Here is a 25,961-nt window from a genome sequence, read left to right on the forward strand (position 1 = left end):
AAGGTCAGGAGACATGGCGGGCCTCCCAGTCCTCCTTCGCCGACCATGTCCCGGCGGAGCCGCGAACCGTGCAGCCGCGCGCGCCGGGTTCGATCCGGCCGACGCGCAGCACGGTCTCGCCGGCCGCCGTCAGGTCGCGGACCAGCGAATCGGCTTCGCCTTCGTCAACCGCCAGGACCATGCCGACGCCGCAGTTGAAGGTGCGCGCCATCTCGCCCGGCTCGATATTGCCCTGCGCCTGGAGGAAGGCCATCAGCCGCGGCTGTTCCCACGCATCGGCATCGACCACCGCGTGCGCATTCTCGGGCAGAACGCGGGGGATATTCTCGAGCAGGCCGCCGCCGGTGATATGAGCGAGGGCGGCGATGCGCCCGGCGCGAATCTCGGGCAGCAGGCTCTTCACGTAGATGCGGGTCGGCTCGATCAGCGCCTCGATCAGCAGCCGGTCCTGATCGAACAGGGCGGGGCGGTTCAGCCGCCAGCCCATGTCCTCGGCCAGCCGGCGCACGAGCGAATAGCCGTTCGAGTGGACGCCCGAACTCGCGAGGCCGAGCAGGACCTGCCCCGGCCGCACCCGCTCGCCGGTAAGTTGCTCGCCGCGCTCGACCGCGCCGACGCAGAAGCCGGCGAGGTCGTAGTCGCCCGCGGCGTACATCCCCGGCATCTCGGCCGTCTCGCCGCCGATCAGCGCGCAGCCGGCCTGCTTGCAGCCTTCGGCAATGCCCGCGATCACGCGCTCGGCGACCCCGGTCTCGAGCTTGCCGGTGGCGAAATAGTCGAGGAAGAACAGCGGTTCCGCACCCTGCACGATCAGGTCGTTGACGCACATCGCGACGAGATCGATGCCGACGGTGTCGTGCCGGTCGTGGTCGATCGCGAGCTTGAGCTTGGTCCCCACGCCGTCGTTGGCGGCGACCAGCAGCGGATCCGAATAGCCGGCCGCCTTCGGATCGAAGAAGCCGCCGAATCCGCCGATCTCGCCGTCGGCCCCGGCGCGCGCGGTCGCCTTGACAAGCGGCCCGATGGCCTTGACCAATGCGTTGCCGGCGTCGATCGAGACTCCGGCCTGTTCGTAGGTGTAGCGCCCCGGTGGCGGGTTGTTTGCGGACATGGTTTCGGTCCTTAGTCATTCACGCTTGGAATTCCATGCCCGTTTCGGCAAAAGGCCGCGAGTTTTCCCCGATGGCCCAGCCCCTTTCGCTCCCCCGCCTTCCTCGCAAGGCCACTATCGCGACTGTCGCCGCACTGGCGCTGCTCGCGGCCGGCGCGGCGCTGTGGGCGCAGGTGGAGGGTGACCGCGGCATCGCGCCGATCGCCAGCAGCGGCGACATCGACGTCGGCGGCATCGAGGTCGACGTGCGCGGCGACAGCCCCGAGGACGCGCGCCAGAACGGCTGGCGCGAGGCGCAGCGCAAGGCGTGGGAGAAGCTCGGCGGCCCCGACATTCCCGACAGTCAGCTCCAGGGCCTCGTCGTGGCGGTGGTGATCGAGCACGAGAGCATCGGCCCGCGCCGCTACGTCGCGCGCCTGGGCGTCACCTTCGACCGCGGCCGTGCCGGCGCGCTGCTGGGCGCCAGCGGCCGCGGGCCGAGTTCCGCGCCGATGCTGCTGGTGCCGGTGACCCGTTCGGCAGGCACGTACATGGTCTACGAAGCGCGCAATCCGTGGCAGCGCGCGTGGGCCGAATACCAGACCGGCCCGAGCCGGATAAACTACGTCCGTCCCTCGGGCGCGGGCGGCGATTCGCTGCTCATCACCTACGGCCAGACGAATCGGCGCAGCCGCACCTGGTGGCGCAACGTGCTCGACCAGTTCAGCGCGTCCGACGTGCTCGTGCCGATCGCCCATCTCGACTACAAGTGGCCCGGCGGCCCGATCGAGGGGCGCTTCACCGCGCGCTACGGCCCCGACAACACTTATCTCGGCAGTTTCACGATGACCGCCGAGAGCCCCGAGCAGTTGCAGCCGATGCTCGACCAGGCGGTGCTGCGGATGAACACGCTCTTCGAACGTGCCTATGCCCAGGGCAAGCTGCGGCCCGATCCGACGCTCGATCTCGGCACGGTCGAGGCCGATCCGGCGCTCCAGCGACTGATGGAGCTCGGCCGCTCCGCACAGGCGCGCGATCAGGCGGAAGCCGCCGCGCGCGAGGCGGCGCTGAGCGCCGGGCTTGTCCCCACCGACGGCGCCACGCCGCCGCCCGCCGCCGCGCAGGTCGCGAGCTATCTCGTCCAGTTCGCGACGCCCGATGCCGGTGCGTTCGACGCGTCGATCTCCGCCGTTCGCGCGGCGCCCGGCGTGCGCAGCGCCGCGGTGACGAGCACTGCCATCGGTGGCCATTCGGTGATGTCGGTCGGCTTCTCGGGCAGCATCGAGCAGCTCGCCGAGGCCCTACGCGCACGCGGGTTCACCGTGCGCCAGTCGGGCAACGTCATCTCCATCAGCCGCTGAGGCCGATCGGCGCGATGTCGCAGATCGCTCTTCCGCTGGCTCCGCGGAGCAAGGACGATCCCGCGCGGATCGTGCTCGGCTCTGCCAATCGCCACGTCGCCGAAGCGCTGCAGGATGCGGAACGCTGGCCGTTCCGCACCGCCGTTCTCACGGGTCCCCCGCGCTCGGGCAAGTCGCTGCTGGCACGCTGGTTCGAAGGCGCGGGGAAGGGCGAGGCGCTCGACGATGCCGACGCGCTCGACGAGACGGAGCTGTTCCACCGCTGGAACCGCGCGCAGGAAAGCGGCCGTCCGCTGCTGCTGGTGGGCAGGGCGCAGGGGTGGGAAATCGCGCTCCCCGACCTGCGCAGCCGGCTGGGCGCGGCGCTGCATGTCGAGATCGGCGCGCCCGACGACGAGATGGTCGCCGCGCTGATCGAAAGCCACGCCGCCCGGCGCGGTCTTGCACTGGGCGAAGGTGCGCTTACCTACCTCGTGCCGCGTGCCGAGCGCAGCTTCGCAGGCGTCGAGCAACTGGTCGCGGCGATCGACCGGCTGAGCCTGGAGCGCAAGGCACCGGCGACGCTGTCGATCTGGCGCGACGCGCTGGCGGCGGTGCAGGGGTCGGTGCAGGGGCCTGAGCAGGGAAAGCTCGGCTTGGACCCCGCGAAATAGCGCCCGGCTTGCCTGGCCGGGCGACAAGTGGGACAAACGTACGGATGCTGGACAATCTCGTCGCCTATCTCGACTCGATCCGCGCCCGCGATCCCGCGCCGCGTTCGCGCTGGGAAATCCTGCTTTATCCCGGCGTCTGGGCGGTGGGCCTCCACCGCTTTGCGCACTGGTTGTTCCAGGCGCGGCTCTATTTCCTCGCCCGCTTCGTCAATCACCTATCACGCTGGCTGACCGCAATCGACATCCACCCGGGCGCGAGGATCGGGAAGAACCTTTTCATCGACCACGGCTTCACCGTGATCGGCGAGACCGCCGAGATCGGTGACGACGTGACGATCTACCAGTGCGTCACGCTCGGCGGCACGAACCCGACCAACGGGCAGGGGGGCAAGCGCCACCCGACCGTGCGCGACGGGGTGATTATCGGCTCGGGCGCGCAGGTCATCGGCCCGATCGTGCTCGGCGAACGCGCCCGCATCGGCGCCAATGCGGTCGTCACCGACGACGTACCGGACGGCGCGACGATGATCGGCCTCAAGGCGCGCTCTACGCTCGTCCCGGCCGAGGAGTGGCTTAAGGAATTCATCCCCTACGGCACGCCTTGCGACGAGCCGTGCGAGGAAATCGCGAGCAACGGCACGCGCCGGATCGAGGAGCTCGAGGCACAGCTCGCCGCGATGCGGGCGGAACTGGCGGAGCTCAAGGCCGCCTCGCAGGCACCCGTCAGGCGCAACGGGACCGATAGCTGATGGGGGCCGGCACGGGGCTGGGCGACCTACCGAACATCGTTCCCTTTCCCGGCCGCGTGCCCGGCCAGATCGGGTTCGCGCGTGACGAGCTGCAGCGGATCCTCGACCTCTACGGCCGCATGGTCGCCGCAGGCGAATGGCGCGACTACGCGATGGACTTCACTCGCGACGCCGCCACCTTCGCCGCCTTCCGCCGCGCCGCCGAGCGCCCGCAAGCCCGCATCGAGAAACGCCCCGCGCTCCGCAACCGGCAGGGCATGTGGACCCTGTTCGGCGAGCACGGGCAGATCCTGAAGCGCGGCCACGAACTGCCCGGCGTGCTCGCTCCGATGGAGCGCAAGCTGGTGAAGGCTGTGGAGGGTTAGACGGGGCCCCGGCCTCGTCAGGCGTGCGCGAGTGTTCCCGCCACCGGCAGGCGCGCCTGGAGCGCGCCGGGAAGCCGGTCCACGACAGCATTGCGGATCGGTGTCCAGAACGCCGAGAGGGTGAGCAGGGCGGAGCCGATTACGAGAGCGGTGAGCGCGACGTTGAGCTCCACTGCGCCGAAGCGGTCGAACAGCCAAGTCAGCGTCACCAGCACGTAGGCAAGAGCGGATACGAGCAGCGCGCGCCTGTCGACCGCGAGCGCCACTAGGCCCATCGCGACATAGACGACGAGCACTGCAATCGCTGCACCTGCGCCGATATTCACTCCCTCCGTCACGCCGATCCAGTAGAATAGCGGATGCGCGATCATCGGCGCGGCGAGCAGGTGGAGCCAGAAGGCGACGTCGCTGCGCCGGGTTTGCCGCTCACGGTCGCTGGCGTCCCACCGCATGGCGAAGAGGAAGATGGCGAGGCCGGCGGCGAAGACCAGCGGCATCAGGGCCGTTTCGGGTTCGACGTTGTCGGGGCCGATGATGGCGACGACGAGAGCGATCACGGTGCCCGCGATCGCGCCCGCGCCTGCGGCAACCGTGATCGGGACCATGAACCGGCGCCAGTGCACCCAGGCCGCGCCCGCGGTGATCAGCGCGCACCCTGCGATCAGAACGGCAATCAGCGATTCATTCGCATCGTTTGCCTGAAATGCCAGGATCACGAAGCCGACAAGCGCCTCGAACACCCCGCCGACGAAAGCGAGCAGCAGCACGATGCTGGGCAGCGCCATGCGCCGCTTGCGGGTGAAGAATTCGGCCATGGCCCAGGCGGCGCCGGCCATCAGAACGCCGGAGAAAGGCGGCGGGCCGTCAAGCGCCGGAGTGAATGCGTGGCCGATGCCGGCCATCGCCACCAGCAGCAGGATCGCCGCGATCGTCACGAAGATGTCGTTGAAGCTGTTGAGCAGGCGGAAATGCTCTTCATCGCCCTGAGGCGTGGCGCGCCGGCCGTGCACATGATGGCGCAGCGCCTCCGCCGCCTCGGCGCTCAAGGCGCCGCTGGCGACCGCGCCCCGCAGGTCGTCTTCGGTGTACATCGGCATAACTCCTCCCCTGTGAAGGGGAGAAGCTATGCCTAGTGTATTACTGTGTCAATACAGCGTGGAATCAGTCGCGCGCTGACGATGGCGCTGCTCCGCTGCCCAGCACGCCCTGCATCGCCTTGAGGATCGCGGCGGATTGCTCGGCGCCCGACTGCGGGGCGTGGAGATTGGTCATGGCGCCGATCTTGTCCCAGTTGGCGGCGAAGCCTTCGACCGTGCGGTCCTCTTCCTTCAGCCAGACGGCGTCGTTCATCATCACCCAGGCCGAGTGGAAACCGCCCGCGCCGGCGCCGACGATGGCGTTGGTGGGGGCATCCTCGCTCACCAGGAAGAGCGCCGCGGGGACGACGTTGACCGGGTCGAACAGCTTGAACGCTTCCTCGGGGAACAGATCCTCGGTCATGCGCGTGCCGGCGACGGGGCTGAGCGTGTTGACCTTGATGTTGTACTTCGCGCCTTCGAGCTGGAGCGTCTTGGTCAGGCCCGCGAGGCCGAGCTTGGCCGCACCATAGTTCGCCTGGCCGAAGTTGCCGAACAGGCCGGTCGAACTGGCGGTCATCAGAACACGGCCGTAGGCCTGCTCGCGGAAGGTTTCCCAGCAGGCCTTGGTGGCGAAGGCGGAGCCGGTCAGGTGGACCTTGACCACGAATTCGAAGTCGGCCGGTTCCATCTTCGCGAAAGTCTTGTCGCGCAGCACGCCGGCGTTGTTGATCAGGATATGGACGCCGCCCCACTTCTGCTTGGCGTCGGCGACCATCTTTTCCATCTGCTCGTATTCGGTGACGGAGGCACCGTTTGCGATCGCCTCGCCGCCGGCCTTTTCGATCTCCTCGACGACCTGCGCCGCGGCATCGGACGAGCCGGTGCCGTCGCGCGAACCGCCGAGATCGTTGACCACGACTTTCGCGCCGCGGCGGCCGAGCTCGAGCGCGTACTCGCGCCCCAGGCCGCCGCCGGCCCCGGTGACGATGGCAACCTTGTCCTTGAACGAAACGGTCATGGCATGTCCTCCTGTGGCCGCGCGGGGCCTTACGTGTGCGTCAATCAGAGCGCGGGGTGACAGGTTCCGCCGCGCGATGCAACTGCGCGTGCGAGCTGGCGCGATGCCGTAGGGGCATGAGGTTCAGAGCTTCTCCAGCACCGGAATAAGCTCGCTCAGCGAATCGATCGAGGCATCCGCGCCCAGTTCCTCGCGCGGCTTGTCGCAGTAGCCGTAGCAGGCGGCGATCACCGGCACCTCCGCAGCGCGGGCGGCGCGCACGTCGTAGGAGCTGTCGCCGACGTAGACCATGCGCCCGCCGCCGCAGCATTCGCGGGCGTGCAGGATCGGGTCGGGCGCCGGCTTGGCGCGCCCCTTGCCCATGGTGTCGCCGCCGATCACGCAATCGAACCGGTCGACCAGCTCCAGCGTGCCGAGAATGGCGCGCGCGAACTGTTCGAACTTGTTGGTCACCACGCCCACCCGCACGCCGCGCGCGGCCAGCTCGTCGAGCATCTCGACCGCGCCGGGGTAGGGCCGCGTGTGGACGGCGTGATTGTCGCCGTAGAAGGCGAGCATCTGCTTGTAGAGCGTGTGGAACTCGTCGTCGGGCAGGCCGCCCTGGTCGTCGATCGCGCGCTTGAGCATGATCTTCGCGCCGCCGCCGATCAGGTCCTTGGCACTGTCCGCCGGGACGCTGGCAAAGCCGCCGAGCGCGAGCGCATGGTTGACCGCCGCGCCGAGATCGCGGTGCGTCTCCAGCAAGGTGCCGTCCAGATCGAAGCCGACCACGTCGAAGGGGAAATCCGCCATGCGGCACGACCTGACGGATGGTTCTTCAAACCGCAAGCGTTTGCTGGCATGGCCGCGCGCATGAGAGAATTCGCCACGATCATCCTCGCCGCGGGCAAGGGCACCCGCATGAAATCGGACCTGCACAAGGTCCTCCACCCGATCGCCGGGCGGCCGATGCTCGACCACCTGATGGCTTCTGCCGCGGAGCTCGCCCCCGCCAAGACGGTGGTCGTCGTCGGCAGCGGGCGCGAGCAGCTCGAGGCAGCACTGGGCGACCGTGCGGAGACCAGCCTGCAGGAACCGCAGCTCGGCACGGGCCATGCGGTGCAGCAGGCGCAGGCCAGCCTCGAGGGCTTCGCGGGCGACGTGCTGATCCTCTACGGCGACGTGCCTTTCGTGCGCGCGCAGACCATGCGCAGGATGCTCGACCGGCTCCATGCGGAGGACAAGCCCGCGGTGGTCGTGCTCGGGTTCGAGCCTGCCGATGCGCTGCAATATGGTCGCGTGATCGCCGATGCGGACGGGCGGATCACGAAGATGGTCGAGCACAAGGATGCGGACGACGCGGAGCGTGCCTGCCGCCTGTGCAACTCCGGCCTGATGGCGGCGCGCGCGGCGGACATGTTCGACCTGCTCGCACGCGTGGGCAACGACAACAGCCAGGGCGAGTACTACCTCGTCGACGTGGTCAATGTCGCCAATGCCGACGGGCGGCACAGCGCGGTGGTGGTGACCGACGACCCGGACGAGGTCGCGGGCATCAACAGCCGCGCCGAACTCGCCCGGGCCGAGGCGCAGTGGCAGGAATTGAAGCGCGAGGAAGCGATGGCGAACGGCGCCTCACTCCGCGCGCCCGAGACCGTGTTTTTCAGTTGGGACACGGAGATCGGCCGGGACGTGACGATCGAACCCAACGTCGTCTTCGGTCCGGGCGCGAAAGTCGCCGACGGGGCGACGATCCGTGCGTTCTCGCACATCGAGGGCGCCGAGATCGGACCCGGCTGCGAAGTCGGCCCGTTCGCGCGCCTGCGCCCCGGCGCGGTGATGGAGAAGGGCAGCAAGGTCGGCAATTTCGTCGAGATGAAGAAGGCCGTTTTGGGCGAGGGCGCGAAGGCCAACCACCTGACCTACCTCGGGGATGCCGAGGTGGGGCCGGGTGCCAACATCGGCGCGGGCACGATCACCTGCAACTACGACGGCTACTTCAAGTACAAGACCGTGATCGGCCCGCGCGCCTTCATCGGATCGAACAGCGCGCTGATCGCGCCGGTGAAGATCGGCGCAGACGCGATCGTTGCCGCCGGCAGCGCGGTCAGCCGCGACGTTGCGGACGGCGAACTGCGCATGGTCCGCGGCGAGCAACTGGTGAAGCCCGGCTGGGCCGACCGCTTCCACGACACGATGAAGAAGAAAAAGGCGGAGAAGGGGAAGTAGCATCGTCATCCCAGCGAAAGCTGGGATCGCGTGCAGCCACGTCGGACCTCGCGGCCAGCGATCCCAGCTTTCGCTGGGATGATGGATTGGGAGGAGGGAAAGGGATGGCGCTCGCGTGACTCGCGAACCCCTTATCTGCTGGCTCTGCGGCCGTCCGATCGCCGAGCGGTTGCAGTGGCACCATCCGGTACCCAAGGCGAAAAAGGGCCGCGCCACCGTTCCCGTCCACCCGATCTGCCACCGCGCGATCCATGCCAACTTCACCAACGCCCAGCTCACGCGGTTCGGCGATGATCCAGAGCGGGTGCGCGCCGACGAGGCGATCGCGAAGTTTCTCGACTGGATCGCGGACAAGCCGCCCGACTTTCACGCGCCGACGCGCGGCGCGCGCTAGTCGATGCCGCCGAAGCCCGGGATGAAGGTTTCGGGCACGGTCCATTTGAACACCGGACGGTTCGCAACCACGCGGCGTTCCTCGGGCGTCCAGTCGCCCATGTTGAAGTCGTGGCTGACCACGCGCGCGCCAGGTTCGAGTTGTTCGAGCAGCTGCGGCCGCAGGCGCAGATTGAGCATGTCGCCGAGGTAGAGCGTCACCACGTCGGCGTCGGAGAAGTCGGTCGCGAACAGGTCCGATTCGCGGAACTCGACCAGGTGCGAGACCCCGGCTTCCTCGGCATTCCTGCGTGCGACCTTGATGAGCTGCGGGTCGATCTCGATCCCGACCGCTCGGACGCCGAACCGCTTCGCCGCCGTGATCGGAATGCGGCCGTCGCCGGAGCCGAGATCGTAGAGCACGTCGCCCTCACCGATTTCGCCCATCTCCAGCATGGCTTCGACCACGGGCTCGGGCGTGGGGATGTAGTGGATGTCCACCCGCGGCCCACATCCGGCGAGCGCGAGGAGGAATGCGGCCAGCTGCGACAGACGAAGAGGGAGGGCGGCGGTCACGCGGGTCGCATGAGCGCGGAATTGTGACGTCAGTATTAACGATGACGCGGGGCGGCTTGATGAGAGGCGTGGCGCGGTGCCGGATTTTAAGGCGCGGAGGCGTGAACTCGTGGAGCCGAGACTCCCACGTCATCCCCGCGCAGGCGGGGATCCAGCTTAGGTCTGCGGCGGAGGGGTTAGCTGGGCCCCCGCCTTCGCGGGGGTGACGGGTGGAGAACCGGGAGAGGACGCGGCGCGACAGCGCGGGGGGCACAAGGGAGAAGCCCGGTGCTGACCTCTTCGCGCCTTCGAGCGAAACAAAAAGGGCGGCCTCGCAGCCGCCCCTCTTCGATTCCGATCGGCTGAGGCCGTTAGCCCTCGACGTGCTCCGCGAGAACGGTGAGACCGTTCTCGCCCACTTCGGCGAAACCGCCGCGGACCTGGATCTCCTCGGGCGCGGCGCCTTCGGTCTTGTAGACCTGCACCGCGCCGTCGCGGATCGTCGACATGAAGGGCGCGTGGCCCTCCAGCACGCCGAACTCGCCTTCCGCGCCGGGGACGACGACCATGTGGACGTCCTCGCTGCGGACGAGCTTTGCCGGGGTCACGAGTTCGAAATGCAGTGCCATGTCATTCTCCCCCCTCCCGCTTGCGGGAGGGGCCGGGGGAGGGCTGGTTACTTCTCGGGGAGGGGGTGCCCAACAGGCCCTCCCCTGACCCCTCCCGCAAGCGGGAGGGGGACGTCGTTCGTTACGCCTCGTCGGCCAGCTTCTTCGCCTTGGCGATGACCTGGTCGATGCCGCCGACCATGTAGAAGGCGGCTTCGGGCAGGTGGTCGTATTCGCCTTCGACGACCGCCTTGAACGACTTGATCGTGTCTTCGAGCTGCACGAACTCGCCCGGGATGTTGGTGAACACCTCGGCGACGTGGAACGGCTGCGAGAGGAAGCGCTGGATCTTGCGCGCACGGGCGACGGTCAGCTTGTCCTCTTCGGACAGCTCGTCCATGCCCAGGATCGCGATGATGTCCTGCAGCGACTTGTACTTCTGCAGCGTTTCCTGAACCTTACGCGCAGTCTCGTAGTGCTCCTGGCCGACGACGCGCGGTTCCAGCACGCGGCTGGTCGAGTCGAGCGGGTCGACGGCCGGGTAGATGCCCAGCTCGGAGATCGCGCGGCTCAGCGTGGTCGTCGCGTCCAAGTGGGCGAACGACGTGGCCGGGGCAGGGTCGGTAAGGTCGTCTGCCGGCACGTAGATCGCCTGGACCGAAGTGATCGAGCCCTTGGTGGTCGAGGTGATGCGTTCCTGCAGGTTGCCCATGTCGGTCGACAGGGTCGGCTGATAGCCCACCGCCGAAGGAATACGGCCGAGCAGCGCCGACACTTCCGAACCCGCCTGGGTGAAGCGGAAGATGTTGTCGACGAAGAACAGCACGTCCTGCCCTTCCTGGTCGCGGAAGTATTCGGCCATGGTCAGGCCCGAGAGCGCGACGCGGGCGCGGGCGCCCGGCGGCTCGTTCATCTGGCCGAACACGAGCGCCACCTTGGAACCTTCCGAGGTCGCATTGCCCTCGGCGTCCTTGGCGATGACGCCGGCGTCGAGGAACTCGTGGTAGAGGTCGTTGCCCTCGCGGGTACGCTCACCCACGCCGGCGAAGACGGACACGCCGCCGTGGCCCTTGGCGATGTTGTTGATGAGCTCCTGAATGAGCACGGTCTTGCCCACGCCGGCGCCGCCGAACAGGCCGATCTTGCCGCCCTTGGCGTAAGGCGCGAGCAGGTCGATGACCTTGATGCCCGTGACGAGGATCGCGGCCTCGGTCGACTGGTCGACGAACAGCGGGGCCTCGGCGTGAATCGGGGCGGTCTGCTCGGCGCCGATCGGGCCGCGCTCGTCGATCGGCTCGCCGACGACGTTCATGATGCGGCCGAGCGTCTTCGGGCCGACGGGGACCGAGATCTGCGCGCCGGTGCTGATCACTTCCTGGCCGCGGACGAGGCCGTCGGTGCCGTCCATCGCGATCGTGCGGACGGTGTTCTCGCCGAGGTGCTGTGCAACCTCGAGCACCAGCGTATTGTCGCCGTTCTTGGTTTCGAGCGCGGAGAGGATCGCCGGCAGCTCGCCTTCGAAGGTCACGTCGACGACGGCGCCGATGACCTGGCTGATCGTCCCGTTCGTGGTCTGGTTGAGTACAGGTGCGGTGGCCATGATGTCTGTCCTGCCTAGCGGGTTATTGGGCGCAAACGGTTTCGGGATCGGCGAGTACCCACTCGCCTTCGCCCGTGGTCAGCGTCGCCTTGTTGCGGAGATATTCGTCTTCGCCGAGACCGTATTCGCAGATCACGTCGGTCGAACCGAACCCGGCCCGCTTGCAGACCGCGGTGTTGACCGGCTCGAGCTCGGGGCATGCCTCGGCGAGCATGCCGGTGAGGAGTTCCTGATCCGGCGCCGGCAGCGACGGCGTTGCAGGCGCAGTGGGAGTCTGCGTCGGCGCCGGTTCGGGCGCCGGTTCCTGGCCGCAGGCGGCGAGGGCGAGGACGGGGATGAGGAGAGCGATCTTTTTCACGATAGTGTTCCGGTAGCTTGTAGCCTTAGAGCGCTTCGGCGCCGGCGATGATTTCGATGAGTTCGGTGGTGATCGCGGCCTGACGGCTGCGGTTGTACTGGATGGTGAGCTTGTTGATCAGCTCGCCCGCGTTGCGCGTCGCGTTGTCCATCGCGGTCATCGAGGCGCCCTGTTCGGACGCGGCGATTTCCAGCAGCGCGCCGAACACCTGCGTCTTGACGTAGCGCGGCAGCAGCTCCTCGAGGATCGCTTCCTCGTCGGGTTCGTACTCGACCACCGCTTCCGCAGCGGAGGATTCCGCTTCCGCGCGCGGGGCGGGGACGGGGATCAGCTGCTGCACGGTCGGGTCCTGGGCCAGCGCGGACTTGAACACCGGGTAGACGAGGTGCGCGACGTCGAACTTGCCCGCCTCGTACATCGCGATCAGCTCGTCCGCGATCGCTTCGGCTTCCCCGAAGCCCGGATCACGCACGGTGCTGGTGTCGAAGTTCTGCTCGATGCGATCGGCATAGTCGCGCCTGATCGGCGCGCGGCCCTTCTTGCCGACGAGGTAGAACGTGACGTCCTTGCCCTCGGCGATCAGCGCGCGCGCCTTGATCTTCGCGGCCTTGACCACGTTGGCGTTGAGACCGCCGCACAGGCCCTTGTCGGTGTTGACCACGACCAGCAGATGGCGCTTGTCCGAGCCGGTGCCGGCCAGCAGACGGGGCGCACTGTCGCTGCCCCCGACCTTGCCGGCGAGCGAAGCCATGACCGCGGACAGCCGCTCGGCATAAGGGCGCGCGGCTTCCGCCGCGGCCTGCGCCTTGCGCAGCTTCGCCGCCGCGACCATCTGCTTGGCCTTGGTGATCTTCTGGGTCGACTTGACCGAGTTGATCCGGCCCTTGAGTTCCTTGAGTGAAGCCACTCTTCGGTCTCCATACTCCCTCTCCCCTGAAGGGGAGAGGGCCGGGGAGAGGGGGCTATCGCCACCTCGGTTGAAAGGTCTGGGGAGGAGAGCGTGCCCCTCTCCCAACCCTCTCCCCTGAAGGGGAGAGGGCTATGACTTAAGCGAACTGCTTCGCGAACGTATCGAGCGCCGCCACCGTGCGGTTCTTCACGTCGTCCTCGAACTTGCCGCTCTCGCGGATGTCCTTGAGCACGTCGGCGTGTTCGCTGCGCATGTAGCTCAGCATCGCCGCCTCGTACTCGGTCACCCGGTCGGTCGGGATCGCGTCGAGATAGCCGTTGGTGCCGGCGAAGATCGACACGGTCTGCTCCTCGAACGGCATCGGCGAGAACTGAGCCTGCTTGAGCAGTTCGGTCAGGCGCGCGCCGCGGTTGAGCAGCTTCTGCGTCGCGGCGTCGAGGTCCGAGCCGAACTGCGCGAAGGCGGCCATTTCGCGGTACTGCGCGAGCTCCAGCTTGATCGAGCCGGAGACCTTCTTCATCGCCTTGGTCTGGGCGGCGCCGCCGACGCGGCTGACGGACAGACCCACGTTAATCGCGGGACGGATGCCCTGGTAGAACAGGCCGGTCTCGAGGAAGATCTGCCCGTCGGTGATCGAGATCACGTTGGTCGGGATGTAGGCCGACACGTCGCCCGCCTGCGTCTCGATGATCGGCAGGGCGGTCAGCGAGCCGCCGCCGTTGGCCTTGCTCATCTTCGCCGCGCGCTCGAGCAGGCGGCTGTGGAGGTAGAACACGTCGCCCGGATAGGCTTCGCGGCCCGGCGGGCGGCGAAGCAGGAGCGACATCTGGCGGTAGGCGACGGCCTGCTTGGAAAGGTCGTCATAGACGATCACGGCGTGCATGCCGTTGTCGCGGAAGAACTCGCCCATCGCGCAGCCGGTGTAGGGCGCGAGGTACTGCAGCGGGGCCGGCTCGGAAGCGGTCGCGGCGACGACGATGGAATATTCCATCGCGCCGTTCTCTTCGAGCTGGCGCACGATCTGCGCCACTGTCGAGCGCTTCTGGCCGACGGCGACGTAGATGCAGTAGAGCTTCTTGCCCTCGTCGTCGCCCTGGTTGACTTCCTTCTGGTTGATGAAGGTGTCGATCGCGACGGCGGACTTGCCGGTCTGGCGGTCGCCGATGATCAGCTCGCGCTGGCCGCGGCCGACGGGCACGAGCGCGTCGATCGCCTTGAGGCCGGTCTGGACGGGTTCGGAAACCGATTCGCGCGGGATGATGCCCGGAGCCTTGACCTCGACGCGGCGGCGCTCGGCGGCCACGATCGGGCCCTTGCCGTCGATCGGGTTGCCGAGCGCGTCGACCACGCGGCCGAGCAGGCCCTTGCCGACCGGCACGTCCACGATCGTCTCGGTGCGCTTGACGGTGTCGCCTTCCTTGATCTCGGCGTCGGAGCCGAAGATCACGACGCCGACGTTGTCGGCCTCGAGGTTGAGCGCCATGCCCTGAACGCCGTTGGCGAATTCGACCATCTCGCCGGCCTGGACCTTGTCGAGGCCGTGGATGCGGGCGATGCCGTCACCGACCGAGAGGACGGATCCGACTTCGCTCACTTCGGCTTCGGTGCCGAAGTTGGCGATCTGGTCCTTGATGACCTTGGAGATTTCTGCGGCGCGGATTTCCATGTTCGTGTCTTCCTTCGAAGCCTTGTGGCGTCAGCCCTTCATGGCGTGGGCAAGAGAATTGAGGCGGGTGCGGATCGAACCGTCGATCCGCTTCGAACCGATGGTGACGACGAGCCCGCCCAGCAGATCGGGATCGACCCTCGTCTCCAGCTTGACCGTGCGCCCCTCGCGCGCGGTCAGCTTGTCCTTGAGCGCGGCGAGCTGCGCGTCGGTCAGCGCGTGGGCGCTGGTGACCTCGGCCGAAACTTCCCCGCGCTGCGCGGCGGCGATCGCGCGGAAGGCGCGGATGATCGCGGGCAGTTCGCCCAGCCGGCGGTTGGCGGCAAGCACGCCGAGGAAGTTGCCGGTCAGCTCGCTCAGGCCGAGCAGCTTGGCGACGCCGGCCATCGCCGCGCCCTGCGCCTTGCGGCTCAGTTCGGGATTGGTGGTGGCGGCGCGCAGATCGGCCGATTCGGCAAGCGCATCGGACAGCTTGGCAAGGTCCGATTCGACGGCCGTGACGGTGCCTTGCTCGGCGGCAAGGTCGAATAATGCCGAGGCATAACGCCCTGACAGGCTAGCCTGAATACCGGCGGAAATCTCCACGCGTCTCTCGTCCTTTGAAGGTCCGGAAAATAGCGGTGCATCGCCTATGCCGATGTGGGCGGCATGAGCCACCCCGGCAAGGCTGGCGCGCGCCTAGCACCGGCCATGCTGCGATGCAACCCGACTCGGTTACCGATCGCAGCAGGTTATCGCTTCGCCTCGCACGAATAGACCAGCCGTTCGTTCGGTGCGGCGGGGAGCAGGCTGGTGACCCCCGATTGCAGATCGGCGACGTTGCTCGCGGCGTCGGGCGCGCCGCACTGGGGCGGCGTGTAGGCATCGCGCGCCGCGCGCGCCTCCGCCATCGCCCCGCGGCCGAGGAGGTAGCGGTCGTTGCGGAACGTGGCGGTCGCAGGATCGAACTGGTTGACCGACACCGTATCCTCCTCGTCAGGCACGAACACCCGCGACCAGGTTCCGCCCGAGAAGCCGTATTGCGTGCGCCCGTTGACGCAGCCGTCCTCGCGCCAGGAGAATTCTAGCTCGCGGTCGGGCGCGCCGACGATGCGGCTGCGCGACAGGTCGAGCGTGCAGACCAGCATGCCGTCGCCGGTGGCATCGGCGCCCGGCGCATCCTGCGTCTCGCCGCCTTCGTTCATCGCGGCGGCGACGCGCCGGCTGACCTCTTCCAGACCGGGGCGGGTGAACCAGATCGCCAGCGCCGCGACCGCCGCGACCGCGCAGATCGTGCCCGCGATCATCAACTTCCGCTCGCCGTCCTCGCCTTGCTGCCGGGCTTGCCATGCAATGAAGGCGGCGCCGGCGGCGATCAGCGTGAGGACGAAGGCGAGGGCCATCGCGTTCTCGCGGTCCGTCTGGACCGATTCGCGCGCCTCGTCCTCGATCCGCTGCCGCTCCTCGCGCGCCTCGGCAGTGCGGGCGGCGAGTTGCTGGCGCGCCTCCGCCTGCTCGCGCTCGACCCGGGTCCGTTCGGCCTCGTTCAGATCTTCGAGGCTGCGGCAGGGCAGCTCGGTCATTCGCGGCTCGACGTCGTTCGCCTGGAGGAAGGGCAGCAGCTCGCGGGTCGAGACCGCGAAGTAGAACTCCCCGTCCGAACCGTCCGAATCGGTGCCGAAGCTGTTGACCCCGATTACCCGCCCGCAGCCGTCGAGCAGCGGCCCGCCCGAATTGCCGCGCGCGATCGGGGCGGTGTGGAGGATCGTGTCGAACAGACGGCTCGGCCGCTGGCCCGAAATGAACCCGCGGCTCTTCACTGGCGGCTGCGAATGGAAGATGTCCTCCATCCCGAGGCCTTGCGCACGGTCGACGTTCATCGGGTAGCCCACCGCCGACACCTCGCCGTCGCGCACCGGTCCGGCGGCGACCGTCAGCGGTGGCAGGCGCAGTTCGCCGGTGATCTCGACCAGCGCGAGGTCGTTGCTGGGGGAAACGGCGATCGGCCGGGCGTATGCCGCCGCCTCGCCGCCTTCGCTTGGGACGATGCCGATGCGCAGCGTATCGTCCTGCAGCGCCTCGCGCACGACATGCGCGTTGGTCACGATCTTCGCGGGAGAGACGGCAAAGCCGGTTCCGTGGCTTACAGGAAAGACCTCCTGCCCGTCGGTCCCGATGATCACCACCCGCACGACGCCGCGCGCGGCCGCGTCGATGTCGGCCGGATCGGCCTGTGCCGCGACGGGAAGAAACAGCGCAAGCAGCGCGGCGGCCAAGGTGAGCAGGCGCATCATCTGCACGGCTTCTAGGGGACTCCGTGTTTTGACCGCAAGGTCCGGGATGCGGCCGTCCTCAAGTGCGCGCATGTCGGTGACAGATAGCACGAAAGGATCGCTTGTCATGACCTATCGCATCCGCGGGCTCGACCCCGCGCAGTTCACGCACCGTTTCGCCATGGAGCCAGGCGCACTTGCCGCATCGCTGTCGCAGCGCCTGACGGCTGGCGCGGACGGAACTTACCCCTGCCGCGTCAGTCTCGAGGACGCCGCGCCGGGCGAGGAGATCCTGCTCACGAACTTCACTAGCCATGCGGTCGACACGCCCTACCGCAATAGTTTCGCCATCTATGTCAGGCGGAAGGCCGACCGCGCCGCGGAGTTCGTCGACCGCCTGCCGCCGGTGCTGCGCGCGCGGCCGATCGCGCTGCGGGGCTACACCGCGTCAGGCCTGCTGCACCGCGCCTCGCTCGCGCTGGAGGACGACGTCGACGCCGCCATCCGCGATCTCCTGAAAGACCGGGGCATTGCCTATATCGATGCGCACAACGCGAAGCATGGCTGTTTCGCCGCGCGGATCGAACGTTATGAGGAGCACTGACATGCTTACCGACGATCTTGCCTGGGCCGCGGTCCAGCGGCGCGACCGCAGCTTCGACGGCCGTTTCGTGACCGGTGTGCTCACCACCGGCATCTATTGCCGTCCCTCCTGCGCGGCACGCCATCCTAGCCGCGAGAACGTGCGCTTCTTCGCTAGCGGCGCCGACGCGCGCGCGACGGGCCTGCGCCCGTGCAAGCGCTGCCTGCCCGACGACGTCGCGCGCGACGAGGCGGCGGTGCTCGCCGCGATCGACGAGATCAAGCAAGGCGCCGATGGAACGGACGGCGCACCGTCACTCGACGAGCTGGCGCAGCTCACCGGCTATTCGCCCAGCCATTTCCAGCGCGTGTTCAAGCGTGCGACCGGCCTCTCGCCAGCCGCCTACGCCCGCGCCTTGCGCTCGGAGCGAGCGCGTGATGCGCTGACCGGCGGCGCAAGCGTGACCGAGGCGATCTATGAGGCGGGTTACTCGGGCCCGTCACGATTTTACGACGATGCGAAAGGGAGGCTGGGCATGGCGCCGAGCGCATGGGCCGACGGGGGCAGGGGAGTGACGATTCATTGGGCGGTCGTCCCCACGACGATCGGGCCGATGCTCGTCGCGGCCACGGATAAAGGTGTGTGCCGCCTCTCGTTCGACGAAGACGAGGCCGAGCTGGGCCGCCGCTTCCCGAATGCCGATCTGGTTCAGGGCGGTGCGGAGTTCGAGAAGCTGCTGGCGGAAGTCGTCGCATCGGTCGAATCGCCCGGCGACTTCGCGCACATCCCGCTCGACGTGAAGGGCACGGCTTTTCAGGAAGCGTGCTGGAAGGCCCTGCGCGAGATTCCGCCGGGCGAAACCCGCAGCTACGCCGATATCGCCGCGGCCGCCGGCAATCCGAGGGCGGTTCGCGCCGCCGGCAGCGCCAACGCGCGCAACAATGTCGCCGTGCTGATCCCCTGTCACCGCGTGATCCGCAGCGACGGCGATCTCGGTGGCTATGCCTACGGGCTCGATATCAAACGTGAACTGCTCAGGCGCGAAGGGAAGAAATGATGGACAAGATCGAACAATTCCGGGCTCTTCATATTCCGGGCGATCCGCTGGTGCTGTTCAATATCTGGGACGCCGGTTCCGCGCGCGTGGTCGCGGAAGCGGGTGCGCAGGCGATCGCCACCGGCAGCTACGGCGTGGCCGAGGCGCATGGCTTGCACGACGGCGAGACCGTCCCGCTCGACCTCGTACTTGCGAACCTGGAACGGATCGTCTCGGTCACCGGCCTTCCGGTCTCGATCGACATGGAGTCGGGCTACGGCGATACGCCGGACGAAGTCGCGGCGTCGGTCGGGCGCGCGCGCGACGCGGGCGCGGCGGGAATCAATATGGAGGACCGGAGGCCGGGCGAAGCCCCACTGGTGCCGCTCGCCGAGCAGGCCGAGCGCGTCGCCGCAGCCGCCTCGACCGGCGTGTTCGTCAACGCGCGCTGCGACGTGTTCCGCGGCCGGGACGCGTCGGCGGAGGGCAAGGCGCTGGTCGCCGAGGCGCTCGAACGCGCGCGCGCCTATGCCGACGCTGGAGCAGGTGGGCTGTTCGTTCCCTTCCTCGCCGACGCCGAGTGCATCGCTGCAATCTGTGAAGACTCGCCCCTTCCGGTAAACATCCTCTGGTCCCCCGCCTGCGGCGACCGCGCCGCCCTTGCCGCGCTCGGCGTCAGCCGCATCAGCCACGGCCACCAACCCTGGGCCGCCGCCATGGCCATGCTGGGCCGCGAGGCAGAGACCGTGCTCGGAGGTGGAGTGCCGGTTTACGCCGGCTAGCGCCTGTTCGCGGCGGATGTTCCCCGTCAGCCGGGATCTGTCGGCCATCGTCGGCGGAGCGGGCGACGCAGATAACTCGCGCCACGCTCCGCCCAGGCACATTATTTCCCTTTCCTGACCTCGCTCTCCTCTCCATCCTCTTTCGGTTCGAGGCTTGGTGCGAGTTCGCTGATCGCTTCAGCCGTATCGCCCTGCTCGATCTTCTCGGCGAGGTCCCGCAACTTCTCGCCACGTTTCCCGGCATGCGGGTCGTTCATCAATGGGCCAAGCACGACGATTGCTTCGGCATTGCGCCCCTCGGTCAGTAGCAAATGTGCGAGGTTCGTCCTGATGTCCGACGCGAAGGGCGCGTGATCGTACGCTTGCTCAAGAGCGATCAAGGCATTTTCAGGCGGGGTTTCACCGGCGAGGCGGTACGTGAGATAGTATCCGTTCAACGGAACGGGATTTGACGGTTCCAGGCGGTTCGCCTTCGCAAATTCCTGACGGGCGATCAGGAATTGTGAGGGATCATCCTTCGCACGGCGCATGGCAATCTTTGCGAGATAGATGTGGGCGCGTGCGGCCGAATCGTCGATTGTCAGTATTTTCCGCGCCAAGGCTTCAGCACGATCGTCGTTTTCCGCGTCGAACTCGGCCTCCATTGCAGCCAGAAGAACCGGTTCGCTGTTCGGATACCGCTCGGTCAAAGCGCGAGCATCGGGAACAAGCCTTTTTGCTTCATCTTCATCAACGCCACGACTGGAGGTGATGTGCAACATCATCCTCCCTGTCTCCGCTTCGCTCAGAGGGCGAACCTCGGCGTCCGGGGGCCGATAGTCCGGGAATGTGACCTCGATACCTTGCACGCGTCCGCGCCGGTACTTGTCCAGATCGCGGTTTAACCTGTCTAGATCGCCGAACGCTTCTTCAGCAGCTTCCCTCGAAGTCTTGCCGGCGTTGATGAGATCGAGATACTTGCCGAGTTGACCTTGCCGTTCCTGGCTAAAGGTCAGGTAGTGCGAGAGCAGCCACCCCATGGCGTAGATCTGCGCTCCATCACGATACGTCATCTTTTCCGGCGGATCGAGCAGGCGGGAAACGGGATAGCTGTTCAGGTGATGCAGCACCGCGGCGCGATGTTTCGCAGGGTTTCCGATCCTGAAGCCGCCGTCGGTAAGTTCGACGGTACCATAAACTTCGGCGAAGCCTTCCCTGTACCAGGCCGGATAAGCAGCTGCAGCATGCTGATACATGAAATAGTGTGCGTACTCGTGGAACAGTACGGTTTTGGCATCCAAGGCGCCATCCTGATCGGGCCTTGCTCCGAGGCCTCTATCGCGTGCCTCTCGCGCGGGAACGAACGCTACCGATTGTCCTGCGCGAGGGATGAAGAAACCCGCCACTCCTCGCGCGCCGGCAAGCCGACCGATGTCGTTGACATCGCCGAATTGGTAGACCGTGAGTTTCGCCGATTCCGCAAGAGGCTCCGCATCTTTTGCGATCCCCCGCAGATAACGCATCGCTTCGTCGAACCGTTCGAGTTCAACGGCAAACTGCTCCGCTTCCTCTTCGGAGGTTTCGGAATAAACGATGAAGTGATCGGTGCTCGCTCTCCACCAATCTGCGGCTGCTGCCGGCGTAGCGATCAAGGCCAGCGCCGCAGTGGCTAATAAAAAACGCATTTTGCCATTCCCCCAAACAGTGAGATCCGTTGCACGCTATCGCGGCGGTTTAATCCCGACGCTCAAGAGACCGACGGCTAATTCCGGTGTCAAGTTTCTGAACAACGGCTTTCCACCTACACAAAGCTGTACGGATCGACGTCCACGCTCACCCGCACGCCGCGGGGGAAGTCGAGGGCGCCGAGCCATTGGCGGATCACATCCTGCACCTGCGCGCTGCGGCGGGCGTTGATGAGCAGCCGGTAGCGGTAGCGGCCTCGTAGTAGGGAGAGCGGGGCGGCGGCCGGGCCGAGAATGGCGATGTCGGGGTGATCCGGGCGCGTGCCGCCGATCGCGCGGGCGGCTTCCTTCGCCTCGGCTTCGTCCTCGCTCGAGACGATGATCGCGGCCCAGCGGCCGAAGGGCGGGGCGCCGGCGTGGCGGCGGGCCTCCGTTTCGGCGGCATAGAAGGCGTCACGATCGCCGGCTGCCAGCGCGGCGATCACCGCGGCTTCGGGATGGCGCGTCTGGATCAGGACTTGTCCCGGCTTGTCCCCGCGACCGGCGCGGCCGGCGACTTGCGCGATCTGCTGATATGTGCGCTCCGCCGCGCGCAAGTCGCCGCCTTCGAGGCCGAGGTCGGCATCGACCACGCCGACCAGTGTCAGCTCGGGAAAGTGAAAGCCCTTGGTCACGAGCTGGGTGCCGACGATCACGTCGATCGCCCCCGCTTCGACTTGCGAGACGAATTCCGCCGCTTTCTCCGGCGAATTGAGCGTATCGCTGGTCGCGACCGCCACGCGTGCTTCGGGCAGAATCTCGGCCACTTCGTCCGCAATCCGCTCGACGCCGGGCCCGCAGGCGACCAGGCAATCGGGCTCGCCGCATTCGGGGCAGGTCGCCGGCGGCGGTGTCTCGTGTCCGCAGTGATGGCAGGCAAGCCGGCGGCTGAAACGATGCTCGACCAGCCACGCGGTACAGTTGGGGCACTGGAAGCGGAAGCCGCAATTGCGGCACAGCGTCAGCGGGGCATAGCCGCGCCGGTTGAGGAACAGCAGCGACTGCTCGCCGCGTTCCAGCCGCACCGACAGTTCCTGCGCCAGCCGCGGCGCCAGCCAGCGGCCGCGTTCGGGCGGTTCTTCGGTAAGGTCGATCGTCTCGATCGCCGGCAGTTCCGCCGCGCCGAACCGGCTGGGCAGTTCGAGCCGTTCGTACGTGCCGTTGTCCGCCATCTGGAGGCTTTCGAGCGCGGGGGTCGCACTGGCGAGGATCACCGGCAGCGCTTCGAACCGCGCGCGCATCACGGCCACATCGCGCGCGTTGTAGCGCACGCCGTCGTCCTGTTTGAAGCTGATCTCGTGCGCTTCGTCGATCACGATCAGGCCGAGGTTCGCGTACGGCAGGAACAGCGCCGAGCGCGCGCCCACGACGACTTGCGCTTCACCGCTCGCGATCGCTCTCCATGCGCGCCGCCGCTCGGTCGATTTCAGGGACGAATGCCAGACGACCGGCGGCACGCCGAAACGGTCCTCGAACCGGCGCAGGAACGCCTCGGTCAGCGCGATCTCGGGCAGCAGGACGAGCACCTGTCGGCGCGCGCGCAGCGCGGCGGCGACGGGTTCGAAATAGGTCTCGGTCTTGCCCGAGCCGGTCACGCCGTCGAGAAGGAAGGGCACGAAACGGCGCGCTTCGACGGCTTCGACCAGCCGCGCGGCGACCGTGCGCTGATCCGCCGTCAGCTCGGGCTGGGCATGGTCGGGATCGCCACGCGGGTAGGGACGGTCGCAATCGACGGCGACCGGTTCGAGCACGCCCTGGTTGACGAGGCCGCGCAGCACGCCTTCGGACACGCCGGCCAGTTCGGCCAGCTCACGGATCGTCGCCTGCTCGCCTTCGAGTAGCTCCATCGCGCGTTCGCGCTGCGGCGTCATCCGCTCCGGCATGCCGCCGGTCAGGCGGTACTCGGTCACCGTCGCGGGGCCCCGCAGCGCGCCGCCGCTGGCGATCACCATGCGGGCGACGGAGGAGAGCGGCGCGCAGTAGTAGTCCGCCGTCCACTCGATCAGCCGGCGCAGCGCGGGCCTGAGCGGCGGGACGGGCAGCACCTCGATCAGCGGACGGAGCCGGGAATCGGGAACGGAATTGGCGGGCAGGCGCTCCTCGTCCCACACGATACCGACGATCTGGCGCGGGCCGAGCGGAGCGACTACGACCGATCCGGGCTCGACCGCCATCCCGGCCGGAACCGAATAGTCGAGCGCGCCGAGCGCGGCGTTGAAGACGAGGAGACGGACGCGGTTCATGTGATCGCGCCCATATGAGAGCGGCAGGGCGCAGGCGGCAAGGCGTGGAAGGGCGAAATGTCCGGTTTGTTACGTCGCCCCTTCGCAGGGGTGAAGGGGTGGCCTGGCATCGCCGAAAAGGTATAGCGATCGCGAATCGCCAATCGGAGCCGAACATGAAATTCTTCGTCGACACCGCCGACACCGCCGAGATCGAGGACCTGGCCGCGACCGGCCTGCTCGACGGCGTCACCACCAACCCCTCGCTGATCGCCAAGTCGGGCCGCGACTTCATGGAAGTGACCAAGGAGATCTGCGGCCTGGTGGACGGGCCGGTCAGCGCCGAGGTCGTCGCGCTCGACCACGAGACGATGATGAAGGAGGCCGAGGTCCTCCGCAAGATCGCCGACAACGTCTGCATCAAGGTGCCGCTCACGATCGACGGCCTGAAGACCTGCAAGGCGCTGACCGGCGATGGCACCATGGTCAACGTCACCCTGTGCTTCTCGGCCAACCAGGCACTGCTCGCGGCCAAGGCCGGGGCGACCTTCATCTCTCCCTTCGTCGGCCGTCATGACGACAACGGGTTCGACGGGATGGAGCTTATCCGCGACATCCGCCTGATCTACGACAACTATCTGTTCGATACCGAAATCCTCGTCGCGTCCGTACGCCACGCGACGCACGTGCTCGAAAGCGCGCGGATCGGGGCCGACGTCGCGACGATGCCGCCGAGCGTGATCCGCGGGCTCTTCAAGCACGTGCTGACGGACAAGGGCATCGAAGGGTTCCTCGCCGACTGGGCGAAGACCGGGCAGACGATCCTGAAGTGATCCGTGCGCTCATCCCTCTGAGTCCCCGCGCAGGTGAGGACCTCATGCCACTGGCGCTCCGCTCGAGGCCTGAGGCGCCCGCCTGCGCGGGGGTTCGGAAGGAATAGAATTTGGCCGACCAGACGCCTCTCGACCGCTTCAAGCTCGCGCTGACCGGAACGGCGCGTGCCCTCGCGCGCGAGCCGGAGGTGGAGGTCGCCTGGAGCGCGGACGCGCCCGCAGCCAACGGCAAGAACTTCCGCGTCCCGCTCCCCGGCCGCACTCTGCCGCCCGAGCAGGCGCGTGAGGCGCGCGGTTTTGCGGACAGCTTCGCGCTCAAGCTGCGCCATCATAATGCCGCGCTGCATGCACGCGGCGCGCCGTCGGAGCCGGTCGCGCGCGCCTGCTACGACATGGCCGAGCAAGTCCGCTACGAAGCGCTCGGCGCCAACAATTTCAACGGGATACGCGAGAACCTTGATGCGGCGGTGGAATTGCGAACCGCCAGCGATCCGATCTCCCGTGCGCAGAGCGAGAATGATGTCCCCCTGCAGACCGCGCTCGGTCTGATCCTGCGCGAGCGGCTGACCGGCGCGCCGATCCCTGAGCGCGCCCACGCCGGTGTCGAGATGGTCCGCGAGTTCATCGAGGCGCGGGCCGAGCCCGATCTGGAAGCACTCGCGCTCTCGCTGGACGATCAAAAGGCTTTCCAGTCGCTTGCTCTGGACATGTTACGCCACCTCGAACTCACCCGGCCGGAGGAAAACGAAAGCGGCGACAACGAGGAAGGCGACGAGGAGGACGGCCTCGACCAGGACGAGGATCAGGACGAAGGCGAGGACAGCGGCGAGGCCGAGCCGCAGACCACCGAAATCGCCGGCGAGCCGAGCGAGGGCGAGAGCGAGGGCGGCGACGATACCGACACGTCCGAAGGCGAGGAAATGGCCGACGGCGAAGAGTCGGAAGAGGGTGATGAAGGCATGCTGCCCGTCCGCCCCAACCGGCCGTGGACCGACATTCCGAACGACTTCGAGTACAAGTATTTCACCGACAAGTTCGACGAGGTGATCGAAGCACCCGAGCTGTGCGATGCGGAGGAGCTCGACCGCCTCCGCGCCTATCTCGACAGCCAGCTCGCCGGGCTCCAGTCGGTCGTCACCAAGCTCGCCAACCGCCTCCAGCGGCGCCTGATGGCGCAGCAGAACCGGAGCTGGGATTTCGATCAGGAAGAAGGCCTGCTCGATGCCGCGCGGCTGGCGCGCGTCGTCATCAGCCCCGGCCATTCGCTGAGCTACAAGATCGAGCGTGATACAGAGTTCAAGGACACCGTCGTCACGCTGCTGATCGACAATTCCGGTTCGATGCGCGGGCGGCCGATCTCGATCGCGGCGATCAGCGCCGACATCCTCGCGCGCACGCTTGAGCGCTGCGGGGTCAAGACCGAGATCCTCGGCTTCACCACCCGCGCGTGGAAGGGCGGGCAGAGCCGCGAAGCCTGGCTCGCCGACGGCAAGCCGCCGCACCCGGGCCGCCTCAACGACTTGCGCCACATCGTCTACAAGAAGGCCGACGAGCCCTGGCGCCGCGCGCGCCGCAACCTCGGCCTGATGATGCGCGAGGGGCTGCTGAAGGAGAACATCGACGGGGAGGCGCTGCTCTGGGCGCACCAGCGCCTGCTCGGCCGCTCGGAAGACCGCCGCATCCTGATGGTCATCTCGGACGGCGCGCCGGTCGACGATTCGACGCTGAGCGTGAACAGCGCGGGTTATCTCGAAAGCCACTTGCGCCGCGTGATCGACTGGATCGAGAAGCAGTCCCCGGTCCAACTCGTCGCCATCGGCATCGGCCATGACGTCACCCGCTACTACAAGCGGGCGGTAACGATCATGGACGTGGAGCAACTGGGCGGCACGATCATCGAACAGCTCGCCGGCCTGTTCGAGGCGGAGTGACTTGGTCGATCATACTTCGTGTGATAT

25 protein-coding genes are annotated in these 25,961 nt (G+C 67.4%); 11 read left to right on the top strand and 14 right to left on the bottom strand.

Translation table 11 applies throughout. The features are described 5' to 3' along the window. Positions 1-4: 4 nt before the first annotated feature. Entirely contained in the window at positions 5-1,111 is a 1,107-nt protein-coding gene (gene purM / locus JNO53_RS09200) for a phosphoribosylformylglycinamidine cyclo-ligase (protein WP_203110020.1), read from the bottom strand. 71 nt (positions 1,112-1,182) lie between these two features. Between purM and JNO53_RS09205 the strand changes: the two genes are divergently transcribed. From JNO53_RS09205 to JNO53_RS09220, 4 genes are read left to right on the top strand one after another with little or no spacing between them, the layout of a single operon-like run. Next, a complete protein-coding gene (locus JNO53_RS09205) occupies positions 1,183-2,451 on the top strand; it encodes a heavy-metal-associated domain-containing protein (protein ID WP_203110022.1) in 1,269 nt (422 codons plus the stop codon). 14 nt (positions 2,452-2,465) lie between these two features. Next, positions 2,466-3,104 (top strand): HdaA/DnaA family protein, encoded by a 639-nt coding sequence (locus JNO53_RS09210; protein WP_203110024.1) that lies wholly within the window; start codon positions 2,466-2,468, stop codon positions 3,102-3,104. A 44-nt stretch (positions 3,105-3,148) separates the two neighbouring features. Next, a complete protein-coding gene (epsC, locus tag JNO53_RS09215) occupies positions 3,149-3,853 on the top strand; it encodes a serine O-acetyltransferase EpsC (RefSeq protein WP_203110026.1) in 705 nt (234 codons plus the stop codon). Beyond that, entirely contained in the window at positions 3,853-4,218 is a 366-nt protein-coding gene (locus JNO53_RS09220) for a DUF2794 domain-containing protein (RefSeq protein WP_203110028.1), read from the top strand. Before epsC ends, JNO53_RS09220 begins: the two co-directional genes overlap by 1 nt. A gap of 17 nt (positions 4,219-4,235) precedes the next feature. On the opposite strand, the gene JNO53_RS09225 is transcribed toward JNO53_RS09220, so the two are convergent. From JNO53_RS09225 to JNO53_RS09235, 3 genes are all read right to left on the bottom strand, one after another. Continuing rightward, positions 4,236-5,309, bottom strand: coding sequence for a hypothetical protein (locus JNO53_RS09225; protein ID WP_203110029.1), 1,074 nt, complete (start codon positions 5,307-5,309; stop codon positions 4,236-4,238). Positions 5,310-5,379: 70 nt separating this feature from the next. Beyond that, positions 5,380-6,315, bottom strand: a complete 936-nt coding sequence (locus JNO53_RS09230; RefSeq protein WP_203110031.1) for an SDR family NAD(P)-dependent oxidoreductase — start codon at positions 6,313-6,315, stop codon at positions 5,380-5,382. Positions 6,316-6,438: 123 nt separating this feature from the next. After that, positions 6,439-7,107: an HAD-IA family hydrolase gene (locus JNO53_RS09235; protein ID WP_203110033.1), complete on the bottom strand. Its 669-nt coding sequence runs from the start codon at positions 7,105-7,107 to the stop codon at positions 6,439-6,441. Between the two features lie 60 nt (positions 7,108-7,167). Here JNO53_RS09235 and glmU point away from each other — a divergent pair, with 60 nt between their 5' ends. Then, entirely contained in the window at positions 7,168-8,523 is a 1,356-nt protein-coding gene (gene glmU, locus JNO53_RS09240; protein WP_203110035.1) for a bifunctional UDP-N-acetylglucosamine diphosphorylase/glucosamine-1-phosphate N-acetyltransferase GlmU, read from the top strand. Positions 8,524-8,638: 115 nt separating this feature from the next. Beyond that, positions 8,639-8,917: an HNH endonuclease gene (locus JNO53_RS09245; protein ID WP_338015332.1), complete on the top strand. Its 279-nt coding sequence runs from the start codon at positions 8,639-8,641 to the stop codon at positions 8,915-8,917. Here the strand turns inward: JNO53_RS09245 and JNO53_RS09250 are convergent. From JNO53_RS09250 to JNO53_RS09285, 8 genes are all read right to left on the bottom strand, one after another. Continuing rightward, on the bottom strand, positions 8,914-9,471 hold the full coding sequence (locus JNO53_RS09250; RefSeq protein ID WP_338015333.1) for an SAM-dependent methyltransferase: 558 nt from the start codon (positions 9,469-9,471) through the stop codon (positions 8,914-8,916). The two genes, JNO53_RS09245 and JNO53_RS09250, sit on opposite strands and share 4 nt — an antisense overlap. A gap of 350 nt (positions 9,472-9,821) precedes the next feature. Continuing rightward, the gene (locus JNO53_RS09255) at positions 9,822-10,079 is read right to left on the bottom strand and encodes an ATP synthase F1 subunit epsilon (protein WP_129523147.1); all 258 of its coding nucleotides are present in this window, start codon (positions 10,077-10,079) and stop codon (positions 9,822-9,824) included. A 121-nt stretch (positions 10,080-10,200) separates the two neighbouring features. Next, positions 10,201-11,658, bottom strand: coding sequence for a F0F1 ATP synthase subunit beta (atpD, locus tag JNO53_RS09260; protein ID WP_203110037.1), 1,458 nt, complete (start codon positions 11,656-11,658; stop codon positions 10,201-10,203). Between the two features lie 22 nt (positions 11,659-11,680). Next, entirely contained in the window at positions 11,681-12,016 is a 336-nt protein-coding gene (locus JNO53_RS09265; RefSeq protein WP_238401787.1) for a hypothetical protein, read from the bottom strand. A gap of 25 nt (positions 12,017-12,041) precedes the next feature. Continuing rightward, a complete protein-coding gene (locus JNO53_RS09270; protein ID WP_203110039.1) occupies positions 12,042-12,923 on the bottom strand; it encodes a F0F1 ATP synthase subunit gamma in 882 nt (293 codons plus the stop codon). A gap of 139 nt (positions 12,924-13,062) precedes the next feature. Next, entirely contained in the window at positions 13,063-14,592 is a 1,530-nt protein-coding gene (atpA, locus tag JNO53_RS09275; protein WP_203110041.1) for a F0F1 ATP synthase subunit alpha, read from the bottom strand. Between the two features lie 30 nt (positions 14,593-14,622). Beyond that, on the bottom strand, positions 14,623-15,177 hold the full coding sequence (locus tag JNO53_RS09280) for a F0F1 ATP synthase subunit delta (protein WP_203110043.1): 555 nt from the start codon (positions 15,175-15,177) through the stop codon (positions 14,623-14,625). A gap of 146 nt (positions 15,178-15,323) precedes the next feature. Beyond that, positions 15,324-16,865 (bottom strand): trypsin-like peptidase domain-containing protein, encoded by a 1,542-nt coding sequence (locus JNO53_RS09285; protein WP_203110045.1) that lies wholly within the window; start codon positions 16,863-16,865, stop codon positions 15,324-15,326. 106 nt (positions 16,866-16,971) lie between these two features. On the opposite strand from JNO53_RS09285, the gene JNO53_RS09290 reads away from it, so the two are divergent. From JNO53_RS09290 to JNO53_RS09300, 3 genes are read left to right on the top strand one after another with little or no spacing between them, the layout of a single operon-like run. Next, complete coding sequence (locus JNO53_RS09290; RefSeq protein ID WP_203110047.1) at positions 16,972-17,448, top strand: DUF1203 domain-containing protein; 477 nt, start codon at positions 16,972-16,974, stop codon at positions 17,446-17,448. Between the two features lies 1 nt (position 17,449). Beyond that, positions 17,450-18,484 carry a bifunctional DNA-binding transcriptional regulator/O6-methylguanine-DNA methyltransferase Ada gene (gene ada / locus JNO53_RS09295; protein ID WP_203110049.1) on the top strand — a complete coding sequence of 345 codons (1,035 nt, stop codon included), beginning with the start codon at positions 17,450-17,452 and terminating at the stop codon, positions 18,482-18,484. After that, complete coding sequence (locus JNO53_RS09300; RefSeq protein ID WP_238401788.1) at positions 18,484-19,245, top strand: isocitrate lyase/PEP mutase family protein; 762 nt, start codon at positions 18,484-18,486, stop codon at positions 19,243-19,245. The genes ada and JNO53_RS09300 overlap by 1 nt, the downstream gene beginning before the upstream one ends. A gap of 101 nt (positions 19,246-19,346) precedes the next feature. On the opposite strand, the gene JNO53_RS09305 is transcribed toward JNO53_RS09300, so the two are convergent. Together JNO53_RS09305 and JNO53_RS09310 are read right to left on the bottom strand one after the other, a co-directional pair. Further along, positions 19,347-20,909 carry a tetratricopeptide repeat protein gene (locus JNO53_RS09305; protein WP_203110053.1) on the bottom strand — a complete coding sequence of 521 codons (1,563 nt, stop codon included), beginning with the start codon at positions 20,907-20,909 and terminating at the stop codon, positions 19,347-19,349. A 116-nt stretch (positions 20,910-21,025) separates the two neighbouring features. Continuing rightward, positions 21,026-23,191, bottom strand: coding sequence for a primosomal protein N' (locus tag JNO53_RS09310; protein WP_203110055.1), 2,166 nt, complete (start codon positions 23,189-23,191; stop codon positions 21,026-21,028). A gap of 155 nt (positions 23,192-23,346) precedes the next feature. Here JNO53_RS09310 and fsa point away from each other — a divergent pair, with 155 nt between their 5' ends. Together fsa and cobT are read left to right on the top strand one after the other, a co-directional pair. After that, positions 23,347-24,003, top strand: coding sequence for a fructose-6-phosphate aldolase (fsa, locus tag JNO53_RS09315; protein WP_203110057.1), 657 nt, complete (start codon positions 23,347-23,349; stop codon positions 24,001-24,003). Positions 24,004-24,113: 110 nt separating this feature from the next. Further along, positions 24,114-25,934 (top strand): cobaltochelatase subunit CobT, encoded by a 1,821-nt coding sequence (gene cobT, locus JNO53_RS09320; protein WP_203110065.1) that lies wholly within the window; start codon positions 24,114-24,116, stop codon positions 25,932-25,934. The last annotated feature ends 27 nt before the right edge of the window (positions 25,935-25,961 follow it).

This window comes from Altererythrobacter sp. C41, assembly GCF_016803135.1.
Classification (GTDB): domain Bacteria; phylum Pseudomonadota; class Alphaproteobacteria; order Sphingomonadales; family Sphingomonadaceae; genus Pelagerythrobacter.